General features: G+C 42.6%; 15 protein-coding genes. 6 read left to right on the top strand and 9 right to left on the bottom strand.

The window, feature by feature from the left end; all coding sequences use genetic code 11:
• The first annotated feature begins 91 nt into the window (after positions 1-91).
• Positions 92-964, top strand: a complete 873-nt coding sequence (uvsE, locus tag AC1MEO_RS18570; RefSeq protein WP_480333275.1) for a UV DNA damage repair endonuclease UvsE — start codon at positions 92-94, stop codon at positions 962-964.
• Between the two features lie 403 nt (positions 965-1,367).
• Here uvsE and AC1MEO_RS18565 read toward each other — a convergent pair whose 3' ends face one another.
• Positions 1,368-2,645, bottom strand: a complete 1,278-nt coding sequence (locus AC1MEO_RS18565) for an ATP-binding protein (protein WP_480333273.1) — start codon at positions 2,643-2,645, stop codon at positions 1,368-1,370.
• Between the two features lie 100 nt (positions 2,646-2,745).
• The gene (locus AC1MEO_RS18560; RefSeq protein ID WP_480333271.1) at positions 2,746-3,228 is read right to left on the bottom strand and encodes a sigma-70 family RNA polymerase sigma factor; all 483 of its coding nucleotides are present in this window, start codon (positions 3,226-3,228) and stop codon (positions 2,746-2,748) included.
• A 239-nt stretch (positions 3,229-3,467) separates the two neighbouring features.
• On the opposite strand from AC1MEO_RS18560, the gene AC1MEO_RS18555 reads away from it, so the two are divergent.
• Positions 3,468-3,938 carry a competence protein ComK gene (locus AC1MEO_RS18555; RefSeq protein WP_480333269.1) on the top strand — a complete coding sequence of 157 codons (471 nt, stop codon included), beginning with the start codon at positions 3,468-3,470 and terminating at the stop codon, positions 3,936-3,938.
• Between the two features lie 334 nt (positions 3,939-4,272).
• On the opposite strand, the gene AC1MEO_RS18550 is transcribed toward AC1MEO_RS18555, so the two are convergent.
• Positions 4,273-4,794 (bottom strand): GyrI-like domain-containing protein, encoded by a 522-nt coding sequence (locus tag AC1MEO_RS18550; protein ID WP_480333267.1) that lies wholly within the window; start codon positions 4,792-4,794, stop codon positions 4,273-4,275.
• Between the two features lie 679 nt (positions 4,795-5,473).
• Here AC1MEO_RS18550 and AC1MEO_RS18545 point away from each other — a divergent pair.
• Positions 5,474-6,292, top strand: a complete 819-nt coding sequence (locus tag AC1MEO_RS18545; protein WP_480333265.1) for a TetR/AcrR family transcriptional regulator — start codon at positions 5,474-5,476, stop codon at positions 6,290-6,292.
• A gap of 18 nt (positions 6,293-6,310) precedes the next feature.
• A complete protein-coding gene (locus AC1MEO_RS18540) occupies positions 6,311-9,475 on the top strand; it encodes an efflux RND transporter permease subunit (protein ID WP_480333263.1) in 3,165 nt (1,054 codons plus the stop codon).
• A 186-nt stretch (positions 9,476-9,661) separates the two neighbouring features.
• Here AC1MEO_RS18540 and AC1MEO_RS18535 read toward each other — a convergent pair whose 3' ends face one another.
• From AC1MEO_RS18535 to AC1MEO_RS18510, 6 genes are all read right to left on the bottom strand, one after another.
• Positions 9,662-9,745, bottom strand: coding sequence for a hypothetical protein (locus tag AC1MEO_RS18535; RefSeq protein WP_480336138.1), 84 nt, complete (start codon positions 9,743-9,745; stop codon positions 9,662-9,664).
• Between the two features lie 74 nt (positions 9,746-9,819).
• The gene (locus AC1MEO_RS18530) at positions 9,820-10,050 is read right to left on the bottom strand and encodes a DUF1028 domain-containing protein (protein ID WP_480333261.1); all 231 of its coding nucleotides are present in this window, start codon (positions 10,048-10,050) and stop codon (positions 9,820-9,822) included.
• 71 nt (positions 10,051-10,121) lie between these two features.
• Positions 10,122-10,940 (bottom strand): teichoic acids export ABC transporter ATP-binding subunit TagH, encoded by an 819-nt coding sequence (gene tagH, locus AC1MEO_RS18525; RefSeq protein WP_480333259.1) that lies wholly within the window; start codon positions 10,938-10,940, stop codon positions 10,122-10,124.
• A gap of 18 nt (positions 10,941-10,958) precedes the next feature.
• Positions 10,959-11,765 (bottom strand): ABC transporter permease, encoded by an 807-nt coding sequence (locus AC1MEO_RS18520; protein WP_480333257.1) that lies wholly within the window; start codon positions 11,763-11,765, stop codon positions 10,959-10,961.
• Positions 11,766-11,882: 117 nt separating this feature from the next.
• Positions 11,883-14,240: a CDP-glycerol glycerophosphotransferase family protein gene (locus AC1MEO_RS18515; protein WP_480333255.1), complete on the bottom strand. Its 2,358-nt coding sequence runs from the start codon at positions 14,238-14,240 to the stop codon at positions 11,883-11,885.
• 230 nt (positions 14,241-14,470) lie between these two features.
• Positions 14,471-15,595: a CDP-glycerol glycerophosphotransferase family protein gene (locus AC1MEO_RS18510; protein ID WP_480333253.1), complete on the bottom strand. Its 1,125-nt coding sequence runs from the start codon at positions 15,593-15,595 to the stop codon at positions 14,471-14,473.
• 325 nt (positions 15,596-15,920) lie between these two features.
• Here AC1MEO_RS18510 and tagD point away from each other — a divergent pair, with 325 nt between their 5' ends.
• Positions 15,921-16,313, top strand: a complete 393-nt coding sequence (gene tagD / locus AC1MEO_RS18505) for a glycerol-3-phosphate cytidylyltransferase (protein WP_480333251.1) — start codon at positions 15,921-15,923, stop codon at positions 16,311-16,313.
• A gap of 126 nt (positions 16,314-16,439) precedes the next feature.
• Positions 16,440-17,483 (top strand): CDP-glycerol glycerophosphotransferase family protein, encoded by a 1,044-nt coding sequence (locus AC1MEO_RS18500; protein ID WP_480336137.1) that lies wholly within the window; start codon positions 16,440-16,442, stop codon positions 17,481-17,483.
• Positions 17,484-17,720: the final 237 nt, after the last annotated feature.

Raw genomic sequence — 17,720 nt, 5'->3', positions numbered from 1 at the left:
CCTCATTGGATTATTACTATACTTATACCCAAACTGGAGAAATGCAATCTGTTCGATACGAGGTATAATAAGAGCAAGGAGCTGAAACAATATGAGATTAGGCTATGCCTGCATGAACACGGAATTGAAAACTATATTTAGAACCTTGCGTGTAGCGACTGCGGAAGCAGAAGGCACGGGAAAAATAAAAGAATTGACGATGAAGAATTTCGAAACCACACTCGAAATCATCCATTGGAATCTGGAAAACGATATCTATTTCTACCGGGCCTCCAGCTCGATCGTTCCGCTATCGACCCATCCGATAAACGACTGGATCTGGTGGGAAGATCCCGACGTACTAGCCATCACAGATGAAATCCGTTCTCTCGTTGAAACACATGAGATGAGGGTGTCAGTCCATCCCGGCCAATACACGGTACTCAATTCCCCCAAACCGGAAGTGGTCCGGAAATCGATTGAGGACCTTGAATATCATGACAAGCTGATTCAATTGCTCGGCGGCTCGGATATTATCCTTCATACCGGCGGAGCCTACGGAGATAAAGAAGCAGCCAAACAGCGCTTTGCGGAAGCCTACCTTGCCCTGTCGCCAAGCATACGACAGCGGCTGCGGCTGGAAAATGACGATAAGACCTTTACCGTCAAAGACGTTCTGGACGTTCACAACATCTGCAGCGTCCCTGTCTGCTTTGACATCCACCACCACAATTGCAATAACGATGGCACACCGGTGGATTATGCTGAAATTTTGAAAACCTGGGATGGCTATGGCACACCAAAAATCCACATCAGTACAGGCAAAGAAGGATTTACAGATCTTCGCCACCATGGATTGGTTTCCGAAACGGACTTTAACGAGTTGCTGCTCCTGCTGGGGGATACGGATGCGGACATCATGTTCGAAGCCAAACTGAAAGAGCAGTCGGTACTTCCTTTTGTCCGCCAATTAATGCAAAAATAAAAAGACATTGGCCAAAACAACCATCCGCAAACGGGAATTCAGGGAGTTTAGTGGAATGAGTTCTCCATCGCTGGCTTCAAGACTGTCAATGGACACGAAGATGGTTCCATCGAGGCAGTTTCAAGGACCGCCATTCCCACATTCCGGAAGCATTTTCGCTCACGGACAGTATTGTGCCGAGTTTGGACCGTATTTCACCCAACTTGGACGGTAAGCTCTATTAATGAAATAAAACCATTCTTCTTTTCAAATAAAATCCATAAGAAGGCCTTATCCCACGACAGCAGCTGGCATCCGCAAGCTCTTTTCAGGGAAAACCTTCATACAAAGCAAAAACCGCTGGAGAAAAATCAATCCTTTTTCTCCAGCGGTTTTATGTTGAGGACTTATGGGACAGCCCCTTTTATTTAGTGTCGGAAGAGGCAAGGTTGGGGAATTCCAAAGTGAATTCCGTGCCTTTTCCTTTTTCTGAATCGACCAGAATCTGGCCATTCATTTGGCTGACAATGCTGTAGGTGACCATCATGCCCAGTCCGGTACCTTTGATTTTATTTGAAAAATAAGGTTCCCCTAAACGAAGCACTTCTTCTTTGGTCATCCCTACCCCTTCATCGGTCACTTCCACCCAGACTTTAGCGGGAGATGCTTTCACTGAAATCGACAGCGCCCCTCCATCCGGCATCGCTTCTATGCCGTTCCGGATGATATTGACCAATGCCTGCTGGAACTTGTGGCGGTCGATCAGGATCTCGACAGTTTCATCCATTTCGCCAAAATCCACTTGGACATCCCTCCCAGTCGCATACGGGGCCATGATCTTGAGCACATGTCGAACTTCCGGGGCAACAACAGTCCGCTCAAGCTGCCCATAAGTCGGCTTGGCATAGACCAGATAATCATCGATCAAGTCTTCTGCGGCATTGATTTCCCTTAAAATCAGGTCGTGGAACTCCACTTGCTTGTCACGGCTGTATTCGTATTCTTTCATCAATTGAATGAACCCTTTGATGCTCTGTAGGGGATTTCGCAATTCATGCGATACCGCTGCGGCAAAATGGCTGACTGTCTCCATCTTTTCATGCTTCAACAGCGAGTTGTGCATATACTCCTGCCTTTGCATATGCTCAATCAGCAAAGCCGTCAAAACGATGATTGTCCCCTGGTTGATCATCAGCATCACCCAAATTCCGATGATATCGTGGAGCGGGTCACCGAAGAAGAAGGCTCCTGCATACATATTAAATAACAGGGAAGCAATCGAAATGCAGAACACCAAAGCGATTTTCCCCAGCCGGTTGATGCGCATATACAAAGGGCGCAGGAACGGCACGCCTGCAGCAATGACAAATTGGTTCAGAATGGCGATATACATTCCGTCCCCGCCGATGAAAAACCGGCCCACAGAAGATACGAGAAAAAGCATGGCTGAAACGATTGGGCCTCCGTATAGCGCTCCGACAATCATGGGAACCTGACGCAGATCGAAAATATATTGGTCTGTCAAAAATTGATAAGGGAACAGCATACATAAAATAATTGAAATCGAAAAAAGAATGGTCATTGTCACGCGATGGCTGACAAAAAAGTTTCGTTGGCCGGCTGTCGCCAACATCTGATAGACGATGATTGGAAATATGATGAAAAAGATATTATTGATCATGCCTGTCATCATTGCTTCCATATATGCTCCTCATTTCTTTCCGCTGCGTCATTCATTATACAATTCGAATTTATGCACTACCACCTTTTTCTGTTTTGTCTTCTCTGCAGCTGGCCTTTCGTTACCGCTTGAACGGGTGGTGTGTTGTGTCTTTCAGCTTCTTCAACAGCCGCTCACGCCTTTTCTTCATTCCCGCAAGTGAAATGTCTTCAGTAACCGCCAACTCTGAAAGGCTCCGGCCATTAACATAGAGTGCTTCCAAGAGCCATTTTTCATGCTTATTCAATTTATTCACTTCCAGCCATTCAGGCAGGCCATCTGCCATTTCTTCTCTGTTTTCCTCTTCCTGGCCATTGGCAACGCGGCTGACTTGGTCATTCCTTTTGGTTTCACGTTTTAATTCGTCGAGCATCGCTCCCTGGATGCTGCGATAGGCGAAAGGGGTGAAATTCCCTTTTCCGTCTTCGAAACGCTGCCATGCCTGCCATAGCGCAATATTTCCAATTTGGCGGAAGGTATCGTAATCACGGTAAATATGAAGTTTGCGGATGATTGCAGAAATCATCGGCGCATAGGTTACTGCCACTTCTTCAAAATCATTCATTGTCTTATCCTTCTGAACGTTCGTTGATTCCCGGGTAGGTCCAGAATAAGACAAGAAATCAGTCGCAGCCATTTCTCACTTATGCCATTTGTCTCTATCATTACAGCTTTCCATCGCAATAAACGGTCTGTTTGACCTATATAATTGTCAAAAGAGTATCTATTTTCAGAAAAATAGATTGCTTCACTTTCCTGCGAATGGTAGAATTTTCATGTGTTGAGAAAGGGGAGCTCGTAACAGTGAAGAAGAATGATGAGAACTTAATTGACCGATCGGTGTTGTTTGTTGAAAGCTATTTTGAAACGGAGCGAAAGTCCAAAATCGTAACGAAGGACGGCGTTTTTTATTCCCGTGATTCGGTTCTGACATTGATCGATAAAGCGTGTATGATGTTTGCATCTACATACGAAGGCCGAGTAAAAGCCACAAGGCATAATCTCAAGCAACATAAAAAAACAACACTTCTCATCTCGGAAGACGGGCTGGCAGCCTATCCCACCAAGTCTCCCGGCAAACCTGACTGCGTCTGGATCTTCAATCACCAGTACCGGCTGGAAGCCATCGCTCCAAACAGGACACGCATTCTGTTCGATGAGTTCAATGTCTCGACAGAAGTTAATGTCTCCATTGGCATCCTGCAAAAGCAGCGAAGCCGCATGTATGAAATGATGTACTTTTATTCAGATGTCCGTGAACGAAATAAATCCTGAGAACCTAACGAAAGACACATCTCTCTGAACTGGCATGAATGCCAGTTCAGAGAGATGTGTCTTTTTATGGCTGTCTTTGCTTTTCTTTTGTCCAGACTCCGACAGCCAGCCCCTCGAGTCGCTTCAGCCTTACCAACAATGGCAAAAAACCGCCATTACCCGTAAGGCTTCCAGCGCTTGTCGCGGCTAAGCGGCTGTCTTCGCTTTTCCTTTTGTCCAGACTCCAGCGCCCAGCTCTTTGGGTCATAAGCCAATCCGACTATGCGGCAAAGGACGCCGCTTCGCCGGTCTGTCTTATGCCCGGCAGAGCTATACGGGCGCTTCCGTTTTTCTTTTAAGCTGCATAATCTCGCACGAGCAGGAATGCGATTTCAATGCCCCACTTGTTCAAATCAGGTTCTGTTTCCGGGTCGGTTACATAAAACTCAAAACGGCCGTTCCAAATCTCGTCTTCCCCTTCCCATCGCTTATCGATGTCGAGTCCTTCCTGTAGAGCCCATTGTTCAAGTGCATCAAGGGATTTCCCCAAATTGTCGGGATGCCCTTTGTGTAAAGCAGCTAAATAGGAACCGCCTGGTATATAGCTCGCAACTACACGCTGGTCCCCTGTCACCATCCGTTTGACGGGTACCCCAACTTCCATCTTATACTTGCCTTCTGAATCCCCCATACACCAATAACGGAAAAATGGAGCTCCTGCCGGTTTAATGCCGTTCGCCTTTAACCAGTCAAACAATTCACCCACAAGCCCATTGATTTCGTCCCATTCCGATAGACTTGCCAGGATAGGGATTCCGATATAAGGCTGCTCTGTGCGCTCTTCAACAAATGGTTCACTAATATACTTTTGTACCATCCAACCATCTCCTCTGCAAACTACTCAAGCATAATACTAATTAGTATTCTATACCCAGCACGCTATTCCTTTAAATCATCTCTGAAAATTCCGGGAACCCTCAGTCCCGAGCGGCTCCATCTTCCATCTATATAAGTTGAACTAATGTTTTAACGCCTCCGCTATGGATATTCCACAAACCAGCTCCGCTTTCGGGCCCGCAGGATGCGGGTCATACAGCTGGCGCGACAGGACGTCGCGGTGCCGGCTGCCAAGGGCTTGCGCCGAACTAACTCGAGCTAAACGCCCGAGTGGATTTCTTGTATGTCGTTGCACTGCTCTCTTGGGAGTCTTCGCTGGTTTGCTCCATATCCTGTTGATCAGTTATTCGAAGACGATTAGAAGAAAGAGCGCAAGGCGGTGAAGGGCAGAGAGGTGCTCCTACATCGCTGCGCTAGCTTCGTCCGCGGAAAGCATCCGCCTGGAGCACTTTCTTCGTTTTTCCACACTTATTAAGTCAATAAAGTAAATTCATTAGTTCAAATTATATAGTCTTTTTGCCTTGTTAAATCAAAAACCAGCCATGAAATTGTCACAAAATCCGGAGCTCTTCAAATTGACTTTGCCCAAGTAAAACTATAATCTGTAACAAGTGACTGACCGGTCACTATACGTGACCAATTGGTTTAGGAGGGCTCTAATGGACAAAAGAACTGAAATAATGAAGCAGGCTGTGCACTTGTTTTCTTCGAAAGGCTTTCATCAAACATCTGTACAGGAAGTAGCGCAAGCCGTCGGTATTTCCAAAGGTGCCTTCTATAAGCATTTCGATTCGAAAGAAAATATGTTCATCGAAATTTTAAAGCAGTATCATGATGAAATCTCGACGGAAATCGCTAATTTTCAGCAGGCTCCCGGTTCCGACTCCAAGGATGTCTTCAAGAAGAAACTTGCGATTGAGATTGAACGGACCCTCTCCAATCAAGAGTTTTTCATGATGGTATTCAAAGATTTTCCGCTCAGCGACAGCGAGAAGTTGAGTTCGTTGTTTGCGGAGTTGCGGCAGTCGACCATCACGCTGCACAAAACCATCCTATTGGATACTTATGGAACGGACATCGAGCCATTTCTGCCCGATTTGGTGACGGTGCTCGAAGGCTTGATGCAGCAGTATATCATTACGCTGGTAATTGAAAAAAAACATGTACAGATTTCAAAACTCGTCAATTTCATTACATCTACTATTGATGCTGTTGTCGAAAATTTAGAAACGATGGAACCTGTATTGACCGAGGCGCGTTCTCCGGCCGCGACGATGGAGGAAAGCTTCCAGCAAGTTGCTGAAAAAATAAAAGCCTCTGAAACAGATCCTGAAAAGCTGCTGGCTTCACTTGATCTGCTGAAAGAGCAAGTCGGCAAAAAAGAGCCGCAGGATTTCCTGATTGAAGCTTTGCTGGTCTACCTGAAGCAACACCCTTCCATTAAGAACGAAGTAATTTATCTGGAGAATTTTATTTAACCTAAAGGAGCCAAAAACTTGAAGAAAATCATTGATTTTTCCCTAAACAATAAATTTGCGATATGGATTTTGACCATTATGATCGTCGTAGCCGGTCTTTATGCCGGACTGACGATGAAACAGGAATCCATTCCAAGCATCACTTTGCCTGCTGTGACTGTCGTCACTACATACCCGGGTGCTGCACCTGACGAGATTATGGAAGAAGTCACCATTCCAATGGAACAGCGCATCCAAAATATGAATGGCGTCGAGCTGATGACATCCACCTCGATGGCAAATGCCTCCACTATTCAAGTCCAATACGACTTTGATGTTGATATGGACGAAGCGACCCGCGAATTGGAAGATGCCTTAGCGCAGATTCCGATTCCAGAAGCTGCCAATGAACCACAGGTTTCGCGCCTCAGTTTGGATGCCTTTCCTGTTCTGACATTGAGCATCAGTGATTCTGGAAGCTCACTTGAAGAATTGACAGCCAGTGTCGAAGAAAACGTGCTGCCAGCCCTTGAAGGCGTACCTGGTTTGTCCGATGCTCAGGTTTCCGGACAGCGTGTACAAAAAGTCACCATGGCCTTTGATCAGGAAGCTTTGGCACAATACGGCTTGACTGAAGAAACGATCCAACAATTGATTCAGGGATCGAATCTGACCTTCCCATTAGGGTTGACGGATTTCGGCGGAGAACTTAAAAACCTGGTCATCGATGGCGATATCACCACTGTCGATGACTTGAAAAATCTGCAGATTCCAGCTGTTCCTCAAGCGGTATCGGCCGCACCAGATGCCGCTGCTGGCACTGAAGCACCTGGAGCTGGAGCGCCTGTTACCGAAACACCGGCTGCTGAAATGCCCGCTGCTGCGCCGACCGCCATTCCTACCGTTGCATTAAGCGAATTGGCTGAGATTGAAGTAGTCAGCGAAGCGGAATCAATTTCACGCACAAACGGTGAAGAATCAATCGGTATTTCAATCGTCAAATCACCCGACGCCAATACGGTTGAAGTGGTCAATGGCGTCAAAGATATCGTTGCAGATGTAGAAGAAGAATACGGCTTGACCTTTGCATCTACTTTTGACCAAGGTGAACCTATCGAGAAATCGGTGGAGACCATGCTCAGCAAAGCACTATTCGGTATTTTATTTGCCGTCGTCATCATTTTGCTGTTCCTGCGCAGCTTTAAGACGACCTTGATTTCGATCATCTCCATTCCCTTGTCATTATTGATGGCGATTTTCCTGTTGAACCAACTGGACATCACCTTGAACATCATGACACTCGGCGCATTGACGGTCGCCATCGGCCGCGTCATCGATGACTCGATCGTCGTCATCGAAAACATTTACCGCCGCATGGCATTGCCTGGTGAGAAATTGCGCGGCAAAGAATTGATCCGTGAAGCCACACGCGAAATGTTCCTGCCGATCTTCTCATCCACCGTTGTCACCATCGCGGTATTCCTGCCGCTTGCACTTGTCAGCGGACAAATTGGCGAATTATTCCTGCCGTTCGCTTTGGCAGTCGTCTTTGCATTATCAGCGTCGTTATTGGTCGCTGTAACCATCGTTCCAATGATGGCGCATTTGATGTACCGCAAGCAATTGCAGAACCTGGGTACTGCTAAATCCAGCCAAAAAGAACATAAGCCAGGCAAAATGGCTGCCGGCTACAAACGAATTTTGGAATGGTCATTAAACCATAAGATCATCACGTTCGGAGGAGCTTCTGTAGTCCTCGCGGCAAGTTTGTTCCTGATTCCCGTTATCGGCGTCAGCTTCCTGCCTGAAGAAGAACAAAAAATGGTCATGGCCACTTATAGCCCGGAACCTGGCCAGACGCGTGAAGATGTGGAAGCCATCGCACTTGATGCAGAAGCTTCCATCGATGGACGAGACGGCGTTACCTCATACCAATATTCTCTTGGCGGAGGAAATCCGATGGCCGCAATGGGCGGCGGCGGAGATAATTCCGCATTGTTCTACATTGAGTATAATGACGACTTTGAAGCGTTCAGTGACGAAAGCGCGAAACTGATTGAAGACTTGAACGGCTCCACTGAATCTGGAGAATGGGCAAGCCTGGACTTCGCAGCAATGGGCGCAAGCGGCCTGGAAATGTTCGTCTACGGCGACAATGTTGAAGACATCCAAACCGCAATTGATGAAATCCAGCCATTCATGGAAGATAACGATGGCCTGGAAAATACCGAATCCAGTTTAACTGAAGCCTATGACCAATTCACGTTAATGGCCAACCAGGAAAGCTTGAGCGAAAACGGGTTGACCGCAGCTCAAATCGGCATGGCATTAAGCGGAGTCGGTGAAGCACCTGTTTTAACGACCGTTACGAATGAAGACAAAGAACTTAATGTCTATATCGAAACAGAAGAAACCGAATATGCTGGAATTGAAGACGTAACAGCTATAGAAATTCCAACAGCACTTGGAACGACTGTTACGGTTGGGGATGTCATGGAAGTGGAAGAAGGCAAATCGCCGGATACCATCAACCGCAGAGATGGGCAGATGTTTGCTTCTCTAACTGCAGACGTCCTCGGCAACAACGCCGCTGAAATCACGGCTGAAATTGATGAACAGGTGGCAGAACTTGACCTGCCGGCCGGTGTCACGACAGACCACGGCGGCGTGACCGAACAGATCAATGAATCGTTCACGCAGCTTGGCCTGGCCATGCTTGCAGCCATTGCGATCGTTTACTTTGTACTGGTTGTCACTTTCGGCGGCGCACTCGCTCCGTTCTCCATCCTGTTTTCATTGCCATTCACCGTCATCGGTGTTCTGGTAGCTTTATGGATCACGGGAGAAGCATTGAGTGTCAACGCATTGATCGGCGTCTTGATGCTGATCGGCATCGTGGTCACCAATGCCATTGTTCTGATTGACCGCGTCATCCACATGGAGAAAGCCGGATTGACGACACGTGAAGCCCTTCTTGAAGGCGGCGTGACACGTCTGCGTCCGATCCTGATGACGGCACTTGCAACAATCGGTGCGCTGATCCCACTTGCCATCGGCGTTGAAGGCGGAGGCGGCGGATTAATCTCCCAAGGCCTCGGCATCACGGTTATCGGCGGGTTGATCAGCTCGACTCTATTAACATTGGTCATCGTGCCGATCGTTTATGAAGTTGTGGCGAAATTCCGCAAGAAACAAGTAAACTAAGTTTTATTCTGAAAGAAATCCAGGCAGCCCATTGGTGGGTTGCCTGTTTTTTTTTATGTATTTTTTGCTGACCGCACCCCAAATGGCCAAAACCGCACCTCGTTTGCCCATAACCGCACCTCAAACACTAAAGACCGCACCTCACATAAAAAGAAGGCCGGTTCATCAACTGAACCGGCCTTCTTTTTATTGTTTTTTCAAATAGTCCAGTACTGTTTCATCGATGAATGCGTCTTCTGACCAATGATCATCAAAATTTTCACGCAGCACAAAGGTTTTCAGGGCTTCTTTCACTTCCCCGTCGTAACTGCAGCCAGCTTTTCTTCTGATGGCGCGGCATACATTTAATGCAGCTCGTATAGCCGCTGCAATTCCTCTACCCGCTCCGGATGGTCATCGACGCGCAAATCGACTTTGACGTCGTTATAGCCGCCATATCCAGCGCCTTCCTGCAGGATATAAACAGCGGCTGACTGTTTGCCTCTGCTGTCGCCTCCCGCGTGCTGAGCAGCGGAAATGGCTTTTAGCATGCGTTCGGCAAGTGGACCCTCCGACTCTTCAAAGACCTTGCTCATTTCTGTAATTTATTTCAGGAAAAAATTCTTACTTGGCAGATCATTTGCAAAAAAAAAAAATCTACAGACCCCTAAAGGACTTCTGCAGATTCTACATTTTTCTTTGATTGCCGATCGAGTGCGCCGGTCCGGTATTTCTTTTTGTCTGTCTTCGATAACGCTTTGTATTCTTCCAAGAAAGATTCATATTTGGCTATGACTTCTTTGGTGGCTCCATACTCTTTGACTACGCCGAACTCCAGCCATAAAATCTGGTCGCAGAACTTTTTCATCTGCGAAATCGAATGGCTCACAAAGAACATGGTCTTCCCTTTTTCCTTGAACTCCATCATCTTGGCCAGGCTTTTTTCTGAAAATGCCTTATCCCCTACTGACAAGGCTTCGTCCACAATAAGTATATCCGGATTGACACGGACTGAAATGGAAAAGCCCAAACGTGATTTCATTCCGCTGGAATATGTTTTCACTGGCTGATCAATGAACTTTTCAAGTTCAGCAAATTCAATGATTTCCTCTTCCATAGCAGCAATTTCCTTTTTTGAAAATCCGAGCATCAATAATTTGAGCTCGATGTTCTCACGTCCGGATAACTTGCCATCCAAACCGGCATTCACCGCAATTAAAGCAACATTCCCATCACTGGTTACATGGCCGTTCGTTGTCGGAATAACACCGGCGATAATGTTTGCCAAGGTAGATTTCCCTGATCCGTTGATGCCGACTAGTCCCACAATCGAGCCCTTTTCCACATCGAAGGAGACATTCTGCAAAGCGAAGAAATCCTCTCCGTAATCTTTATAGGGGACCAGCAAATCAAGAATTCGTTCAGATTGTTTTTTATATAATTTATAGCGTTTAGAGACATTTTTGACTTCCACAGAATTAATCAAGAGTTTCACTTCCAATTTTTATAAAAAGTCAATAAATTGACTTCTAAATTTCACGTGAAGATAAGCACCTACTAGGAACGTTAAAGCGACTACGCCAATAAAATACATAGTATAAACTGGATTTTCAAGAAAATACCAGCCTTCCCCAAGCAGCGAGTAACGGTATCCTTCGATTATATAATAAAACGGATTAAGCTTCAGAAAGGTTTGCCATGATTCAGGCAGCAAAGTCGGCGGCCATAAAATAGGCGACAAATACAACAGCATACGCATAACCGACTGCAACAGCATCTGAACGTCTCTGATGATGGTCGACAACGTAGACGTAATCAAGGCAAAACTGAACAGGAACACCAGAAGACCGATGATATAAATCGGCAACTGCAGGTAGTAGATGGAAATCGGGAATCCGATAAACTGCAGTATCACCATTCCAATAGCTAATAATATCAGATGAGGGTAAAACTGTGCAAAGATTGTATAATTCGGTATGACACTCATTGGGAAATTCATCTTGGACAGCATCCTGATTTTACTGTAAATAGACTTGGATGATTTCATGACACTGTTATTGATAAAGAACCACACCAGAATTCCGGCGAACATCCACTGGAAATAAGGAATATCGCCGATAGCTTCCCGCTGGCGGATCCCGAAACCGAAAACAAACCAGTAGATGAGAATTTGGATTGTCGGATTGATGATTTCCCAGGCTGCACCGAGGTAATTGCCTCTTGTTAAACTGCGCAACTCATAAACAGATAATCTTTTAACCAAATAAAAGAATTCTACTTGCTCTTTAAAAACTTTTATAGCTGATTGCATTCTGATTCCTCACTAACTTTTCCCTGAATACTTATAAAAGCCTCTGTTTGATTCTCTAAAAGCTTATGAAATAAACAACCGGTATGATAAATTGTCGAGTTAGACAAAGAAAAATTCTTATAAAATATTATCTTGTTTAAGAGAATCTACTATACGGATTGTGTTTTTTCTATCCATAAAAGTATTTATCTGTTGATATTTTTCAAGAATTTCATCTTCTACTTTGTAATTTTGACTAATAACAAGCTTTACTTTTTCCATTAAATTACCGAGCGTATAAACAATTGCACCAGGTGCATTTTCATCATTAACCGGTGGAATTGCTTTATATTGATTGATTAGATACTCTTTTTCTTCCCAATAGAAAATAGGATATGCTCCTCTGAAAGTCGCATCATAAATTGCTGAAGAATAATCAGTGATGAAAATAATTGAGTCCTTTAAAGCCTCTGAAGGATTGTTGCTTATAATATGCTGGTATTCCTTCATGTTTTCATAAATGTGTTCTGAAAATTTGTTATGAGGGACTATCAACAGTTTGTCGAGTAACCCATTTTCTTTAAAAGCTTCAATTACCCGCATGATTTGAGTATAGTATGTTGTCTGCTCGATTAATCCTCTATAGATCAATCCTTCTTCCCAATAACGATAGGTAGGCATAAAGGCAATTTTATCAGCTGTTATATTGAGTTTTGCATAATCAAACGTTGCTAATCCTGTAAGTATTAAATCGTCTCTGTCGTAACCCATTTTGTAAAATTCTCCGGCTTCAAGTTCTGAACTAATGACAGATTTACGCATATTGAAAACATTTTTGTCTTTATGGAAACCAAAAGCCATTGGATTGTCGACAGGTTTTGCAAACATTATACCATGTTGAAGGAATGTCAAAGGAATGGAGTTAATTTTTTCCCGAATCACATCAATGTACAACCGATCATTCAATAGGTGGTTTGATAATTCACTGGAAATTAGATTTGAGGCCATAAAAGTCAAATAATAATGACGGAAACTATGTTTTTCCACGATCGCCTTTTTATATTTCTTTTTGAGTTCTTGATAATTTTCCGCGTCTTTGCTTAAGATAAAGTAGTTTTGTGAGTTTAGCTTCTTTTCTTTCATTACTTGTTCGAAAACTCTTATTCCAGATTCATCAGCTTTCATGCTTTTCTTTTCAAAATATAAATTTACGTTCACTTTTTTTCTAGGAACTATTTTCGAAAGAGCATTAGCCATAAAAATCAAGTTTTTATTTAAGAATGTATATTCTTCAGATTTGGATAGTATTGTCGAGGTTACATCTCCGCGCAGATTTGTTCTTATCACATTCACTTGATCTCCAACTACCTTGAAGCCCAAAGTCTTCTTTCTCGTTGGCCGAACGTTTAATTTCAAGTTATGTAAAATCGATTTTTCATCCCCAACATATAAGTTGGTGTGAATACGGTTATTGACATTCAGGTGTGAGATAGGAACTTTAAAAAAACCATATCTTCTAGCAAGCTTAAAATTTAAGGGACGAACAAATTTAGCTAATGGTGTTCCTTCAGTGCCGACATATAAGTGGTCATAAACACCACTTGCTTTATAGGCATAATGGGTGCTTCTGCCAAAAAGATATAGGTTCTTACCGAAGAATCTGGCTTTCATATTCGGATGAAAACTTGAAACTTTAGTTGGTCTTGCTTGCGTCAAATAAATGCCATTCGTTTTATTGTGCAAATAATACTTAATGCCATTTACTTTTAAAATTCCAAGAAGGTGTTTGTCTCTGTACTTTTTCAATTTTGTTTTATCCGCAATTTTAATGCTTTTTCCTGCTAATTTTTTAAGGTTAACATTTCCAATTATATCTTCTATTTCAAAACTCAAGGTAGTTGGACTGGACAAACCATACTCCAAGTTCAGTTCATTAAGGAGTACTGAAAAGATTACTTTCCTTGTAACGATCTCTTTTCTGAACAAATCATAAATCACAAAAATGTGAAATTGATCATACTGGACTTTTCCAATGGTCAAAAACCGATATTCTACGGTCGTTAAGCCTAGATCCGTTTGGATAACATGCGAAGCTGCATCGAAAGTAGCTAAATCATGAATGCTTGAAATGTGTTTTCCGGCTTGATCATAAAGTGAAAAAGTTGTATCGCTCGTTTGTTTAAAAGTTAATAGATCCGAAAAGTTTTCAAAACTCATTAGCATTGAAGTTTCACGCGGAAGAAAATCAGAACTATCTTCTTCAATGAAGCTCGATGCATATACTTTATTATCTTTTACATACACAATAATACATTCTTCTGAAATTTGATTGGTAAATAAAACTTGATTTTCGGCTTCGTATGAACCTAGCACATTTGGATTTTGATTTACTAATGGCAACTGTAAGTAATAGATATCTTCAGTTTCCATCATGAAAAACTCGATTTTTTCATCAGTTTCTTCTACTATCTGTAATCTAGAATTAAATACTTTCACTTTTATACCTTCTTTATCAATTATATTTGAATACAAGTTCATGCGTTCCATCGGTGAAATCACAATTAGACTGGCACAAATCTCACATTAAGTAAGATTAAACCAGCCTACTACAAGTTCATATTTTATATTTATTTCACATTGAATAATACCATAGCTCAGCACCGCTAATAAAGTTGGAGTTCAAAATGGTTTTCCGATTTCCATGTAAAAGGAAACGAATTTCTAAGCTACTTTATAAATGCTTTTACTACTCGCTCGGTTGCCTGTCCATCCTCTAAAGAAGAAAAGCGGTTTTTAAATTCCGCAAAGTTCGAGCTTAACTGGACATTGGTATCCATCATTGCCTGGATTGCCTGGAAAAGTTCAGTTTCTGTTTGTACAATAGGTCCGGGTGCATCTTTTTCAATATCGATGTAAAAGCCACGCAGCTGATCACGATAGTTTTCCAAATCATACATAAAGAAAATAATCGGCCGGTTTAAAATCGCATAATCGAAAAAGACCGAAGAGTAATCCGTTATCAGCAAATCTGAAGCCAAGTAGAGATCCCGTATATCCGGATAAAGCGATACATCATATACCATACCCTCATATGCCGAGAAATCAAAGTTTTCAGCAACCAAATAATGCATGCGGGACAGCAGCACCCAGTCGTCCCCGAATTCTTTTTTCCAGTTTTCCAAATCAAACTGGAATTCAAACTTATACTTTCCTTTTTGATAAAACTCATTATCTCTCCAAGTAGGAGCATAAAGCATGACTTTTTTATCTTCAGCAATCCCTAAATCTTTCTTTAAATTGCTGATCAATGCACCTGAATGGCTGGTCAAAACATCATTACGGGGATATCCGGATTCAATGACTTTTCCATTATAGTGGAAGGCATGCTTAAAAATTTCAGTTGAATAGGGATTCGGAGAAATCAAGTAGTCCCATTTCGCAGATTCCAATATGAAATTCTTTTTATAAGAATCTGTTTTTGTATTAGGCATATGAATTTCTTCAATATCCAAGCCAAGTTTTTTTAAGGGAGTTCCGTGCCAGGTTTGAAGGTAAACAGTACCTTTTGGTTTTGGCATCCATCTGGGCAATCTGACATTATTGACCCAATACTCAGCTCTTGGAAATGTCCAAAACCATGGTATGGTGAACCTGCGGATATGGGGTACATTGAATTCTTCAAAAAGTTTAATCGCGCTCTTATCGACGCTCCAGAGAAGCTTGAAGTCCGGATAATGTTCTTTCATGTACTCATAAATAGCACGTGGGTTGTCACTGAATTGTTTGGCATGAAAACTTTCAAACACGACCAATTTTTTCTTTTTCGGAAGTTTTCCCAATATTACAAACACCGCTCGGAAAACCCTTCTTGTATAACTGCTATTTTTAAGTCCTTTGATTTTTTGGACAAAATTCATTTTTTCACCTTACTTCTTTCTTTAAAAGCGGATATGGCATGAACCCATTACAATAAATGGTATCTTACCCCTTTTTATTTTATACTGATAAAGAGCAATAGCCCAAGTATCTTCAAATAGCATCTTTTCTTTGGCAAAGGCGTCTAATACCTCATACGTACCCTATATTTCCAATAGCTATTACACATGATAACATATAAGATGATATCATAGCATATTGCGAATTAAATCGAAAATAAGCATTTTGGAGTGGATAGACATGAAGAAAGTAATAACATACGGGACCTTTGACTTAATTCATCACGGCCATATAAATATATTGAAGCGAGCAAAAGAACAAGGGGATTATTTGATCGTCGGCTTATCATCAGATGAGTTTAATTCTATCAAGGGCAAAGCTGCCTATCACTCTTATGAAGAACGGAAACTTATACTTGAAGCGATAAAATACGTTGACGAAGTGATTCCTGAACACAATTGGGGACAAAAAGTTTCGGATATCCAAAAAAATAATGTAGATCTATTTATAATGGGCTCCGATTGGGAAGGCAAATTTGATGAATTGATGCATTATTGTGATGTTGTTTACTTGCCTCGAACAGAAGGTATTTCAACTACAAAAATCAAAACAGACCTTTACAACAGCCAATGATTAAAGAATTCGGAATTTCCACCTATCTATTTCTATTTAAAATCTTCTTTGCCCTATTTAAACTTTTTCCACTAAGGAACAAAACCGTCTTTCTTTCTTTCTTCTTTTGGTGATAATGCATATTTTATTGCGAGAGAGTTATCGAAGGCAGAACAACATCAAATCATTTTCATCAATCAGGCCAAATGCAAAATTGATTTCACCACCATCCCTACCGACAACAAAAAGATTTATAGCTTTGAGACATCCAATATCCTGGACACGTTTTTATCGATTTATCATTTGGCTACTGCAAAATACGTCTTTGTCGATAATTACGCTGGCGTTCTTTCAGTCATTAAATTCCGGCACAACGTTAAATGCGTCCAATTATGGCATGCAGCAGGAGCTACTAAAAAGTTCGGCTGGAGCGATCCGGAAACTTCGGCAAGAAGTGAACGGGCAAAACTCAGATTTCAGCAGGTATATGACCGTTTTCAATACATCCCTGTCGGCTCACAGCAAATGGCAGACATCTTTTCTGAATCTTTCCATGTCGACCAAAGCCACTTCATCTATACCGGAGTGCCTCAAACCGATTTCTATTTTGATCCGGCCGCAAAAGAAAAAGCTTATTCCAGATTATGCGGCTTGTACCCGATTATAGACGGAAAAAAAGTAGTCTTGTATGCACCTACTTTCCGTAAAAGTTCTTTGCAAAGTATGAAAATCCAGTTAGACGTGGAAGAATTTTTGAATAAATTGGACGATCAGTATGTGTTATTGATCAGGCTGCATCCATCTGTGCAGGAAGCCACCAATTTCACTAAACACCCGCGTGTCCTGCTGGCCAATAATTATCCGCATCTTAACGAGCTGCTCATGGTCAGCGATATCCTGATCACTGATTACTCCTCAATTCCCGTAGAATTTTCATTGCTCGGGAAAAAAATGATATTCTTCACTTATGATCTTGTGGAGTATAAAAAAACCCAAGGCATCTGGGCAGAGAACAGCCTTTATTTTCCAGGTCCCATTGTGAAGACTACCAGCGAAGTAATTCAGCATATTTTGGACACTTCGATTGACCATGAAAAAATCGATCAATTCCGCAATCACTGGAATACATATTCAGCAGGCCAAAGCACATGCCAGCTCATTACCGTCATTTACGATCCAAAAGATCTATAGAAGAAAAGCCAGCGCTCCGGCAATCCGGTTTGCTGGCTTTTCATTTTTCGTGATCAGATTGGCCGTTCGGGTCTCTCATCTCAAAAACCTTCTTATTTTTTTAATTTTCAGTTTTCAATAGAGCGAATTGCTTATGCGCGTGGTATAATAGGATTATAAAATTTGCAAATCTACCTTCTTTGACTCCAAGACGCTTGACCCTTTCCTTAATAGCTCCCATACATACGCGGGCTTGGC

This window comes from Planococcus sp. BI3 (genome assembly GCF_056680115.1).
Note: the sequence above shows the minus strand (reverse complement) of the source record. Positions and strands in the feature narration are given on the sequence as shown.

Coding starts and splice junctions, on each gene's coding strand:
- uvsE (WP_480333275.1), top strand. CDS start 92: ATGAGATTAGGCTATGCCTGCATGAACACGGAATTGAAAACTATATTT.
- AC1MEO_RS18565 (WP_480333273.1), bottom strand. CDS start 2,645: ATGGAAGCAATGATGACAGGCATGATCAATAATATCTTTTTCATCATA.
- AC1MEO_RS18560 (WP_480333271.1), bottom strand. CDS start 3,228: ATGAATGATTTTGAAGAAGTGGCAGTAACCTATGCGCCGATGATTTCT.
- AC1MEO_RS18550 (WP_480333267.1), bottom strand. CDS start 4,794: ATGGTACAAAAGTATATTAGTGAACCATTTGTTGAAGAGCGCACAGAG.
- AC1MEO_RS18545 (WP_480333265.1), top strand. CDS start 5,474: ATGGACAAAAGAACTGAAATAATGAAGCAGGCTGTGCACTTGTTTTCT.
- AC1MEO_RS18530 (WP_480333261.1), bottom strand. CDS start 10,050: ATGAGCAAGGTCTTTGAAGAGTCGGAGGGTCCACTTGCCGAACGCATG.
- AC1MEO_RS18520 (WP_480333257.1), bottom strand. CDS start 11,765: ATGCAATCAGCTATAAAAGTTTTTAAAGAGCAAGTAGAATTCTTTTAT.
- tagD (WP_480333251.1), top strand. CDS start 15,921: ATGAAGAAAGTAATAACATACGGGACCTTTGACTTAATTCATCACGGC.